Origin of the sequence: Vreelandella lionensis, from assembly GCF_002087295.1 — a bacterium.
GTDB classification, from domain to species: Bacteria; Pseudomonadota; Gammaproteobacteria; order Pseudomonadales; family Halomonadaceae; genus Vreelandella; species Vreelandella lionensis.
This window is the reverse complement of record NZ_MWVI01000070.1, coordinates 1-10,779: the sequence shown is the minus strand read 5'-3', so window position 1 is coordinate 10,779 and position 10,779 is coordinate 1. Positions and strand designations below refer to the sequence as shown.

The 10,779-nt window shown below is 56.4% G+C and carries 13 protein-coding genes; 12 read left to right on the top strand and 1 reads right to left on the bottom strand.

Annotation, left to right across the window (positions count from 1 at the left end; genetic code table 11):
* Positions 1-184 precede the first annotated feature (184 nt).
* From B4967_RS20310 to B4967_RS09610, 12 genes are all read left to right on the top strand, one after another.
* Positions 185-484: a DUF4236 domain-containing protein gene (locus B4967_RS20310; RefSeq protein ID WP_083024966.1), complete on the top strand. Its 300-nt coding sequence runs from the start codon at positions 185-187 to the stop codon at positions 482-484.
* Between the two features lie 80 nt (positions 485-564).
* On the top strand, positions 565-1,389 hold the full coding sequence (locus B4967_RS09660) for a Do family serine endopeptidase (RefSeq protein ID WP_083024964.1): 825 nt from the start codon (positions 565-567) through the stop codon (positions 1,387-1,389).
* Positions 1,390-1,482: 93 nt separating this feature from the next.
* Positions 1,483-2,598, top strand: a complete 1,116-nt coding sequence (locus B4967_RS09655; protein WP_083024963.1) for a hypothetical protein — start codon at positions 1,483-1,485, stop codon at positions 2,596-2,598.
* Positions 2,558-4,867 (top strand): coiled-coil domain-containing protein, encoded by a 2,310-nt coding sequence (locus B4967_RS09650; protein WP_083024961.1) that lies wholly within the window; start codon positions 2,558-2,560, stop codon positions 4,865-4,867. The genes B4967_RS09655 and B4967_RS09650 overlap by 41 nt, the downstream gene beginning before the upstream one ends.
* Complete coding sequence (locus B4967_RS09645) at positions 4,809-5,552, top strand: hypothetical protein (protein ID WP_083024960.1); 744 nt, start codon at positions 4,809-4,811, stop codon at positions 5,550-5,552. Before B4967_RS09650 ends, B4967_RS09645 begins: the two co-directional genes overlap by 59 nt.
* A gap of 27 nt (positions 5,553-5,579) precedes the next feature.
* The gene (locus B4967_RS09640) at positions 5,580-5,990 is read left to right on the top strand and encodes a hypothetical protein (protein ID WP_083024958.1); all 411 of its coding nucleotides are present in this window, start codon (positions 5,580-5,582) and stop codon (positions 5,988-5,990) included.
* Positions 5,991-6,013: 23 nt separating this feature from the next.
* Positions 6,014-6,382 carry a hypothetical protein gene (locus tag B4967_RS09635; protein ID WP_083024957.1) on the top strand — a complete coding sequence of 123 codons (369 nt, stop codon included), beginning with the start codon at positions 6,014-6,016 and terminating at the stop codon, positions 6,380-6,382.
* Entirely contained in the window at positions 6,379-7,338 is a 960-nt protein-coding gene (locus B4967_RS09630) for a hypothetical protein (RefSeq protein WP_083024955.1), read from the top strand. Before B4967_RS09635 ends, B4967_RS09630 begins: the two co-directional genes overlap by 4 nt.
* Positions 7,335-7,793 (top strand): hypothetical protein, encoded by a 459-nt coding sequence (locus tag B4967_RS09625; protein WP_083024953.1) that lies wholly within the window; start codon positions 7,335-7,337, stop codon positions 7,791-7,793. The genes B4967_RS09630 and B4967_RS09625 overlap by 4 nt, the downstream gene beginning before the upstream one ends.
* 11 nt (positions 7,794-7,804) lie before the next feature.
* A complete protein-coding gene (locus B4967_RS09620) occupies positions 7,805-8,221 on the top strand; it encodes a hypothetical protein (RefSeq protein ID WP_083024952.1) in 417 nt (138 codons plus the stop codon).
* Between the two features lie 932 nt (positions 8,222-9,153).
* Positions 9,154-9,768 (top strand): hypothetical protein, encoded by a 615-nt coding sequence (locus B4967_RS09615; RefSeq protein WP_083024950.1) that lies wholly within the window; start codon positions 9,154-9,156, stop codon positions 9,766-9,768.
* 49 nt (positions 9,769-9,817) lie between these two features.
* Positions 9,818-10,306 (top strand): hypothetical protein, encoded by a 489-nt coding sequence (locus B4967_RS09610; RefSeq protein ID WP_083024948.1) that lies wholly within the window; start codon positions 9,818-9,820, stop codon positions 10,304-10,306.
* A gap of 265 nt (positions 10,307-10,571) precedes the next feature.
* Here the strand turns inward: B4967_RS09610 and B4967_RS18055 are convergent.
* Positions 10,572-10,779, bottom strand: a 208-nt coding sequence (locus tag B4967_RS18055) for a hypothetical protein (RefSeq protein WP_207953613.1), incomplete at its 5' end; no start/stop codon positions are given.

Sequence of the window (10,779 nt, the reverse complement as noted above, 5' to 3'; positions counted from 1 at the left end):
GCTGATGGCAGTGACTTTTTCAGAGCTTCCCTAAGTTCCCTGTTGAAGCAACTCAACGGGTATTTGTTGTGGCTGAGTGCTTATAGCGTTATCTCCCGTAAATCGAGAGGGCTTGGACTGCTATGAGACTCTTTCAGGGAATAACACAACGTGAATTCTCGCTAAGATCCAGGGGGAATAGGCGATGGGGCTGAAATTCCGAAAATCTGTAAAAATCGCACCAGGAGTGCGCGTCAATCTGGGTAAAAAAAGCTCGAGCGTTAGCATCGGGAATAAGTACGGCGGCTATAACATTGGTTCCCGGGGGACTCGGGCCAGAGTGAGCGCACCTGGCACGGGCCTTTCCTACTCAGAACGTCTGGGTAAGGGCCGACAGCAGTGGTCACCCCATGAGCCTAAGCAGCACTCCACAGCAGAGTGGGTGACCGCGGCAATCGTTGGTTTGGTCTTCTTCTTCATGCTGGTTTGGCTGTTTGGCTGGTAGAACGAGTGGGTCGTCCGTAAGTCGTGAAGTGAAAGGTGTGGCGTATAAAGCGCCTTGATATCGAATAAAGGGAGGGAGTAATGGCCGCAAGGTTACCAGATAGAGAGCGTTGGATTGGATGGGTGACGCTGGCATGGATATTAGCGGGGATAGCTATTATTGGAGGCATTGTGGCGATTAACGCCGCTGGATTTATTGAAGTAACGCGCCCCAATAGCTTTGGGCGTATGGAGACGGTAAGGGAGCCTAACGTCTTCATTTGGGCAGTTGCCATTGGTCAGGCAGTGAGTGCCGCAATGCTCGCGGCAATATTTAGCATGATTAATAGCATTTATCAGAATTCTTGCGATCAGCTGGCTGGAGTAGTATTTAAAAATGAAGCAAACAAAAAGCCTGAACAGATGCGTAACAAAGCCCTGCGCCTGACAACGGTTCCTGCTTCAAGCCCGTTGTCAAAAGCGCTTTCTACTGGCGATATGGTTTTATCGTTTAACGGGAAGCCGGTTACATCACTGAAAGATGATGTGGTTGATCGCATCGTAACAGGCAAAAATTCGATTACTTTTTTGACGGTGGCAGGCGAGGAAAAAGAAGTTGAGTTAGAGGTGGATCAAGATGCCTTTGCAGGGGTTAAGGGGGAGGCGGATTGGTTGACTAATTATAAGAAATCGGTTGAAGGGCTAAGGGTTGTAAGTCTGCATTCGGCATCACAGCTGGATGGCATACTCCATCCAGGCTTTGTGCTAATCAGCATTAATGAACAGCCTGCTTTGTCGGAAATGGATGCTGCAAAAGCAGTAGTGGATGGTGAAAACAATATTGAGTTCATCAATAACAGGGGGGAGCGCTGCGTTAATGTGCGCCATATGACGCCCGGGCCACTACATATACAGTTTGAAAAGTAAGCCTAGACCCGCCTCCGAGCGGGTTTTTTAATGACCAAAATTTAACCAGCCCGCTATTGCGGGTTTTTTTGTGCCTGCTATTTGAGGTTGCCCATGGCCCAGAACTACAAAGCTGGCTTGATCATTACCGGAGATGCGAGCGGCGGTATCCGGGCCATCAAAGCCACGGATGACGAACTTGGCAAGCTCAACCAAGGCTTCGACCGCGGCTCGCGCCGTAGCCGCCAGTTTAACCAAGATGTAAACGCCACCAGCCAAGGGCTGGCGGTATTGCGCCGCGCTGCGGCCCCTATCGCCGGGATATTTGCCGGTATGTTTGCCGCCAATACCCTGCAGGGCCAAATTAACTGGGCCGACCAGCTCCATAAAACCAACCTGCGTATTGGGGCCAGCACTGAGGCGCTTAGCCAGTATAACTACGTGGCCAACCTTTCCGGCGTGGAATTTAACCAGCTCACGACGGCTTGGCAGCGCCAAACCCGCCGCATTGCTGAAGCGGCACAGGGCACCGGCGTTGCCGTGGCCGCGCTGGACCGCCTCAAACTAAGCGCTCAAGAGCTGAACCAGCTAGCACCAGAAGAGCAGTTTGAACGCATTGCGGAAGCCATGCAGGGCGTGGAAAGCAGCAGCGAGCGCGTGCGCCTAGCCCAACAGCTCTGGGATAGCGAAGGCGTTAAGCTGGTCCAGATCGTCAATAGCGGCACCGATGCCATCGCCACCATGCGCGCCGAAGCCGATGCGCTCGGGCTAACCATCACGCAAGATACGGCCACCGCTATGGCCACCTACAACGACGAGGTGGCACGGCTGCAGTTTGCCGCGCAAGGCTTGTCACAAACCATACTGGCTGAGCTAGTGCCGTCTCTGACCGAAGGCCTGCAAACGGCGAATGGCTGGGTGAAAGAGCTAGGCGGCGCTGAAGTTGTGATTGGCAACGTAACAGATGCCGCCACGCTGCTAGCGGCACTGATGGCAGGTCGTTATGCGGGGGCTTTTGCCACGGCCACGGCCGCTAAGTTGGCAGCTACGCAGCAATCGATTGCCTATCAAGCCGCGCTAGCGAGAATGGCTGGCCTCAGTACAACGGCGGCAGCTTCCCAGACAGCACTGGCAGGAGCCACAAGAGCCGCATCCGGTGCTATGGCGCTACTAGGAGGCCCGCTGGGGAGTGCTGGTAGGCGCGGGCGGCTTGCTGTTCATGTTCCGTGAAGAGCTTGGGTTGGTCGATGTTGCGTCCCAAAACGCGACGGATGCACTTGATGCAAATAGCGATGCGATTCGACAGGGTAGCGCCGCCGCACTGGATGCCACTTACGACAACCTGGTGGTTTCTCTTGAAGCCGTGTCTCTGCAGGCGCAAGAGGCCATGGCACAACTGACCGAGCTGGAAGCACGGCAAGCGTTTTACGAGAACTCACACCAAGGCATGGCAGATAGCGTAGCGGGCGCGGTTGACCAGCAAACAGAAGCGTTAGCAGGCCTGTGGGCGCGCCAAGTAGAGCTTCAAACGGCGATTCGCAATAACCGCGATGCCCGGGAGCAAGCCACAAGTGCTGATCGCGCTGGCGCTCAGGCGTTAGAAGACATGGTGGTCACTGCTGATGCGCTCAGTACCTCCACAGAAACCGTTGCGGCGGCTTCACGCGAAGCCGCCGCAGCTGCTGACGAACTCACCAAATCCACCGAAGCCCAAGCCTCAGCGGTTGAAGATCTACGCAACCGCCTTATCCCAGGCCGCCGCGAGGTGGTCCAGTTAGCGCGAGACATGCAGACGCTAACGCTGGCTATCGCCATGGGCACCGGCAACGTCGCTGAAAATATTCAGATGATAGGGCTGCTCCAGCAGCAATACATCGAAGCCCAGAACGATACCGACGACCTCGCCGCGAAGACGGTAGACGCCGCGTTCACGATGGAAGGTGCATTTGATGAGCTGCGCCTCAACGGCCTACGGCGGTTAGATGACGGCTTTGCCGACCTGTGGCAAGGCGCGATCGACGGCAGCTTAAACGCTGGCGACCTCATGAAGCGTGCGTTGGATCAAACGCTGGCAGAAATGGCCCATATGGCCATCACCCGCCCTATTGTTGTTCAGTTGCAGAGCATGATGGGAATGGGTGGTGGTACCACCACCGGTGGCCAGCAATCTGGCATGTCGCTACAGAACATTAACCCCCAGGCACTACAAAGCGGCTGGGATACCGTGAGCGGTTGGTTTGGTGGTGGAGGCTCCAGTGCCTCTAGCGGCCTATACGCCGGGGCCAATACCGGCGCTGTCTCGGGCACGCTGTACGGCAGCGCCTCAACGGGCGCGGCCCAAGGCGGGCTATATGGTAATGCTGCCACCGGCGGCATTGCCCAGGGCGGCGGCTTTATGTCCAGCGCTGGCAGCCTGATGCAGACAGCGGGTGCAGCCTACGCGGCGTACCAGATTGGCAATATGGCCGGTGATGCGATTAGTGGCATGGTCACCGACAAACAAGCCAACTCCAGCTGGGGCCAGAACATCGGCGCGGCGGGCGGCTTTGCTATCGGCGGTCCGGTGGGTGCAGGCATCGGCGCCGCTATCGGTAACGTGGTCGACTCCCTGTTCGGTAGCTATACGCCATTTCAGGGTGAATTCGTTACTCGCGATAGTCAGTTTGACGCATCCAGCATGAATCGAGGCCAGCGTGTAGATGCCATGCGCGCCCAGGAAGAGCAGGACTTCTACTACGGCGGCTTCTATGCCCAGTCTGAGCTGGGGGATCTCGGCTTTTCGCACTCTGGTAGCCAACGGCTTCACCGCGCTGACGGCGGGCCAATGGATGATTCCAATCTGCACAAACGCGCCGAGTGGGGATGGGAGTTAGCCGAAAGCGCGGCCCAGCTGGATAACCTGGTCGTTACCCTGGCTCAGGGATCGTCAGACGTGGAGTCGATGCGGGACGCTGTGCAGTCGATGACCCTGCGCAGCGGGGATGCGGCAGACATTATTCAGTTTGCCTTGGTAGACCGCTCATTGGCAGCGCTAGACGCTGCAGGTGTCCGGGTTACTGAGTCTCTGCGCAGCGCCGATGCCGAGCAGTTCGCGACCACGCTGGAAGCATTGGTTGGCGGCATCAACATGATGGATGCTGCCAGCGCACAGCTATCACTGCAGTTTGATGCCACATCCAACGACGCCCTTTACGCCGTTGATGCCATGGCAGGCCTAGCGGGCGGGATGGCGAACCTCTCCGCGCAAAACGCCGCGTATTACGATGCGTTTTACACCGAAGAGGAGAAATTAGCCGACCTAGAACAGCAGCTCGCTCAGCGCTTTAGTGCGATGGGTTACTCTCTGCCGCAAACCGACGGAGAGGTGCGCGCCCTAGTTGAATCGTTCGACCTGATGACCCAATCAGGCCGCGAGCAACGCCAAGCGGTGATGAGTGTTATTGGACCGTTGGATCAGTACATCACGGCAATGGAGGCGCAAAACCAACGTCGTCAATGACAGTGCCGCGATCGCGGAAGAAAAGTGGCGGTTAGAAAACGACCTGCTCGAAGCCCAGGGCCGCGATGCTGAGCTATTGGCTCGCACTCGCGAGCGTGAGTTGTCGTCTATCCACGAGTCTAATCGCGCCTTGCAAGAACGCATCTGGGCAATAAAAGACGAGCGCGCCGTTGCCGAGCAGGCTGCCCAGGCACAGCAGGCCGCCGCTGAGCAGGCCGCCCAGGCACAGCAAGCCGCCGCTGAACAGGCCGCCCAGGCACAGCAACAGCTGATGAATGGCGTGCAAACGGCCTACCAAGCGGTAGAGCAGGCAGTAAACGCTGAGCGGCAGATTTTAGAAAACGCCTACCGCGCCACGACTGACAGCATTAGCCGCAACATGCAAACGGTGCAGGACGCGATACAGGAAACGGAGTCTATCGCTGAATCGCTCAACCGTGCCTTGCGTAATACGCAGTCAGGCACCGCGTTTGCTCGTGAACAGGGTCAAGCGACGCTGCAGCGGATGCTTGCCGCTGGGGAAGTCACTAGCCAGCGCGAGCTAGACGACGCGCTCTCAGCAGTAGCAGAACCCTCAGAGCATTTGTTTGGTTCGTTCCTCGACTACCAGCGGGATTTTGTCGGCACCGCCCACGATATTTACAACCTCTCTCAGCTCACCGACGAGCAACTCAGCACTGAATAGCAATCCCTGCGGGCGCTTGAACGGCAAATGGAAACGGCCGAGATCCAGCACAGTCGGGAAATGGCCCAGCTGGATCAGCTGCTAGTGGATCAGGCCGCGATTATTCAGGCCGAGTTTGGTACACAGGAGTGGTTGTCTCAGGTCAATCAAAGCGTGCTGAGTGTTGAAACCGCTATAGGTGCATTAGAAGGCTCGATTGCGGCCGCCGTTGCAGCTAGCAGTGCGTCTAGTAGTGCAGGCGGCGGTGGTGGCGGCTCCTCAGGCAGCAGCAATAGCGGGCTGACAAACGAGCAGATAAAGCAGTTTGCCGACAATGCCGTGGCAGAAACGGTGGCGACTGGGATGCGGCGGGTGTCGCTATTGGCAATGCAGCGATTGCGGCTGGGGTTACGTCCAAGCAGCTTGCCGAGGCGCTGGGGAAAAATGAGCAGGATGTAACCGATAGGATCGCTGAGCTTGGTTTGCCTCAGTTCCGGTACGGCGGCATCGCCAGCGGCCCGGATAGCGGCCACTTAGCCGAGCTTCACGGTGAAGAGGCCATTGTTCCGCTTCCCAATGGCCGCAGCATACCGGTAGAGCTGCGCGGCCCTGCCGCGTTGCCGATGCCTGACCTGCCGCCCATGCCGTTTATCAATCAGCAAAACAGCAACAGCGAGATGGCCGTACTGGTGAAACGCATCGAGGCGCTGACCGAGCACGCTAAAACCCAAGGCGGCATGCAGCGGGAAGCCCTAAAAGCGCTGAAAGCGTTGGTGCGGCAGCTAGAGCGCTGGGACGATCAAGACCGCGTGCGCGTGTCAGTGGAGAAAACCGTGGAGCCGACTGCATGAGCGCAAAGCTGATACCGCCCATTGCCATTACCGACGACAACCTAGTAGCGACTAACGCACCGGAAACGCCGCAGGAGGACGCGGCCACGTATGACCCCGGTGCCACGTATGCGAAAGGGGCGCGGGTGCAGGTGCCCGACACCCACACCATCTATGAATCAGCGATAGCCAATAACACCGGCAACTACCCACCTGACAACCTAAAACCCGCTGCCGATGGCCAGCCCGCCAAGTGGTTGCGGGTGATGGCCACCAACCCACGTGCCATGTTCGATGGCCGCGTGGGAACGCTCACCACCGGCAACGCAGCGTTTCCGGTGGGCAGTGGCACCGGCTTGCAGATTGAGATAGCGCCGGGGCGCGTGGTTAACAACATCGTGCTGTTTGGCCTGGTGGGCGTGTCGGTAACGGCAGAAGTGGACGACCCGGTAGAGGGTGTGGTGTGGCAGCGTACCCGCAGTCTCACGGCAAACACGGGCATTAACAATATGGACGCCTACCTGTTTGCCCCCATTGAGCGCCGTACCGACATAGCGTTTCTCGACCTGCCCAGCTACGGCACCGCCACTATCCGTATCAGCATTGAGAGTGGCGCGGGCACTGCGGCATGCGGGCTGTGTCTGATCGGCCAAGGCAAAAACCTAGGGTTGCCCCAGTGGGGGCTTGGCGTGGGCGTTCTCGACTACAGCAGGGTCGAAGAGGACCAGTGGGGCATCGTTGATATTCAGAAAGGCGATTACGTTAAGCGAGGCTCTATCGACCTGCTAGTCGAGAAGAATCAAACCAACGGTTTGTACAGGACGCTAGCCCAATACCGCGCCACGCCCGTGGCGTGGGTGGGTTATCAAGAGTATGAGCCAACACTGATTTATGGCCTCTTTAAAAGTTTCGACATCATCTACCCACACGCAGCTTATGACGATTGCGCTATTGAGATTAAAGGGATCATCACATGAGCGAGATACCCACTTTTACGCCGCTGGGCACTGAGCCGCCCAACCGTTCAATGCAAGAAGATGTTTATGTTCCCGCCGCCGATGCGTTTGCGGCGTGGATTCCGGGTATCACATCGGAAATGGAGATTGCGCTGAGCTGGACAGCCGAACAGCTAGCGTTTGTGGAGCAGAAAAAGCAGGAGGTTATCAACGCATCTGAGGCGTCGGCGGCATCCGCCACCGCTGCCGCTCAGGCCCAAGCCGCCGCTGAATCGGTGGCTAACTTCAAGGGGCGCTATGCGGACCTCAGTGGTGCGCTTAATCGGCCTGCTACCGTGCTAGATAACAACCGCTTTTGGGTGCTGCTTGTGGATTTGCCAAACGTCACCGCTAGTGCGCCCAGCGACAACAACCCGGATTGGCAGCCGGTGCAGACCCCTATCGCCCAAGCCCACGCCATCGCCCTAAGTTTCTAAGGAATTACATCATGCCTAAAACGTTCACCGCACCGTTCGCCCAAACCCCGAAAACCGCCACCGCCGTGGCCACCGCTGCCGCTGCCTCGCTCACAACCGACGCGCCTACCAATACCGTCGAGCTGCTAACGGCAGGCGCGGACGGCGCGATTCTAACAAAGCTCAGCGCCATTCCCCGTTCAACGGTTACCGCCTCCTCGCTGGTGCTATTGATCAGTAAAGATGCGGGCACCACAAAGCCTCTAGTTGATGGCGCATTGATGGAGGCAATTACCGTCAACGTCACTACATCGATTCCGGTCACCGCGTTTGAGCGCTATAGCGAGACAACGCCGCTACGCCTGGAAGCAGGAGACAAGCTGTATGTCGGCAGTCAGGTGGCCGCGACCAACGGCATCGTGTTTCACGCCGAATACACTGACTACTAAGGAGCGCGTTATGAGCTATGCGTATGGAATGAAAGGCGCTCCTGCTGTTGGTAATGGTTTAGGGGGGCTACCACGCCGACTTACCACATCAGGTAAGGCCTCGCGTCCCCCATTATTTCGTTACAACATTACTCGTATTGTGACCCCTGGGGACGGGGTTTTAATCCCACCTGAAGGGGCTAAATTGATGAGAGTAACTGTTGTCGGTGCGGGATGTTACTCCAACGGTGGTGGGGGCGGGTGCGCAACAATAGCGGTGTTTGTACCTGTTACGCCAATTGAGTATAACGTTGGTCAGGGTGGGCAGGCATACAGGGATAAGAAATCACCATTCAGTGGCAGCACTCCGGCTGCTGATGCCGAAGATACAACAGCTTCCTTTGCCAACTATCTACTGACTGGAGAGGGCGGCAAATCTCCAACAGGGGGTGGAGCCAGCGGTGGCGACTTTAACTTCAAGGGCGGCGATGGTACAGATTTCGGAGGTGGAGGAGCCGCAGGGCCTAACGGCAATGGGGGGAATGGTGCGAGTTCAAGTCTAGCGGGTGGCTCTCCGGGTGAGTTTTCCGGCGAATCCCACGGCCCTGGTGGCGGTGGTGGCGGCGCAAGTGGAGGCTGGGGCCAAAACGCGGGAGGAGGCACTGGCGCTGACGGGGGGAGTATAGAAGGTGGGGCTTTGGGCGGAATAAATAACGCATACTCCCCGTCTGCTAGCATTATTAATTTTTCTAATAATACTCCAGAAATGTCCTCCTTCCTAGCTTGGGGAGAAACTCCAGCAACTAGACCCATTGGCGACCGTCAGGGAAGAGATGGAGGGGTAATGGGCGGTGGCGCTGGTGGTCAGTTAGATATGAACTATACGGGTGGCGGGATGCATGGCGGCCCTGGAGGGCTTGTCGTGGAATGGGTTTTTTACTAAGGAGAATCACATGATCAAAGTCCAAAACAACACCGCCAGCCACGCCCCGTTGCCGCCGTTCCTGCGCGGCTTATCCCAATCCGATCTTGCTGATCTGTCATGGACAGACCCCGCGCTAGGCGTGCAAGACGCCGCGTGGTGGCCAGAAGTCAACGAATCGCCACCGCTGCCGGATGAGCTACACCGCTACGGCGATGAGACGCTGACGGTGGATGCTGAACGGCAAGTGGTAGTTGTGACGCGGCAAGTGGTGCCGTTCTCTGATGAAGAAAAGGCAGCGATGTTGGAACGGGCGAAAGAGCGGGCGCTGCAACGGGTCAGCGACGGCTATATAGCCGAGCTAAACGCCATCCTGCGGGACTACCCCGACGCGGAAACTAAGACGTGGGATAAGCAAGAGTCAGAGGCGCGGGCGTTTCAAGCGGATAGCGCAGCCCCCACGCCGCTGATTGATGCCATCGCCACCGCCCGTGACATGGATAAAGCCGAGCTAGTGCAGCGGGTGATTGCCAAGGCGGATGCGTGGATTGCGTTAAGTGGCGCGGCCACCGGCAAGCGGCAAGCGCTGGAAGATGCTATTGCTGATGCTGAGATGCGGGAAGAGGTTGAAGCGATTGAATGGTGACTCCACACCCATGGTACCTTGGGCCATATCTTACTGAGGAAATCAACACATGTCTTTCATCGCCGAAACACTGAAACCTGAGAACTTTTGGTCAGCCGCAGCTGCGGTAGCGACCACGTTGGCGGTCATCGTGGCACTCATCCCCAATTTTCGTGACCTCATACAGAAGCACAGAATAAAGAATGCGCTGAATCTTGATGTCGTACGTTTCTATAGCTTTGCCCGGCAAATACATGATGGGGCTGAAGTTCAATTACATAATAGTGAACTCGTTAATATTAGGGATTTATGGCGTGAATACCAGAAACTAGGAGTATCAGATATCTGGAGCGAATATAAGTATTGGTTGGCATTACGAAGCCACAAGGACTTCGTGTTTTATTCTGATCTGTTCCGACCTCATGAGTCGGCAGTGCTAGCGGCTCAAGGCCGGATGGGTAATAGTGATCAAAAATTCGATTTCGCTATGGTCATGTCAGGGGTCAAGGAATTTGTGAATAAGGCGGAACAAAACAAGCGCAGGTTAGGCTTGGAGTAGTATTGAGTAAGCATCGTTAGAAGGAGTTAAACGCAGCCTACACCCCTGTTGGCCAGGGCTTTCTGGAGCGTCACGACTGCAGGTAAAACAAGCGAATAGCTCGCGACTGTAAGAGAACTCTTACACACGCTTAGCGGATTTCCTACATGCATGCAGGGCAGCAGTGAGATCCTGACGCCAGGGATCGTCGCTATCAGCATGTCGAAAGCGTCATGACAGGGAGGTTGAAAGGCGAAGGGGTTCATACGTGCCAAGGATGGCGCTCTTAATCAAGGACGTGTTTTAACTTATCTTTGTTATGATACTGACAGTCAAGCGCGATAGCCATCAGATCTTCTTTAGTAGAAATAAAGAACTCCTGTACCGTTAGCTTTTGAACATAATCGATGTACTTTTGTTTGGCAGTTTCAAATTTTGCTGCATCATCACTGTTGTACATTTCATAGACCTGAATCCGTGAGACCGGCCCCCGG

Bases quoted from the DNA above. Each gene is read 5' to 3' on its own strand.
- B4967_RS20310 (WP_083024966.1), top strand. From the start codon at position 185: ATGGGGCTGAAATTCCGAAAATCTGTAAAAATCGCACCAGGAGTGCGC.
- B4967_RS09660 (WP_083024964.1), top strand. From the start codon at position 565: ATGGCCGCAAGGTTACCAGATAGAGAGCGTTGGATTGGATGGGTGACG.
- B4967_RS09655 (WP_083024963.1), top strand. From the start codon at position 1,483: ATGGCCCAGAACTACAAAGCTGGCTTGATCATTACCGGAGATGCGAGC.
- B4967_RS09640 (WP_083024958.1), top strand. From the start codon at position 5,580: ATGGAAACGGCCGAGATCCAGCACAGTCGGGAAATGGCCCAGCTGGAT.
- B4967_RS09630 (WP_083024955.1), top strand. From the start codon at position 6,379: ATGAGCGCAAAGCTGATACCGCCCATTGCCATTACCGACGACAACCTA.
- B4967_RS09625 (WP_083024953.1), top strand. From the start codon at position 7,335: ATGAGCGAGATACCCACTTTTACGCCGCTGGGCACTGAGCCGCCCAAC.
- B4967_RS09620 (WP_083024952.1), top strand. From the start codon at position 7,805: ATGCCTAAAACGTTCACCGCACCGTTCGCCCAAACCCCGAAAACCGCC.
- B4967_RS09615 (WP_083024950.1), top strand. From the start codon at position 9,154: ATGATCAAAGTCCAAAACAACACCGCCAGCCACGCCCCGTTGCCGCCG.
- B4967_RS09610 (WP_083024948.1), top strand. From the start codon at position 9,818: ATGTCTTTCATCGCCGAAACACTGAAACCTGAGAACTTTTGGTCAGCC.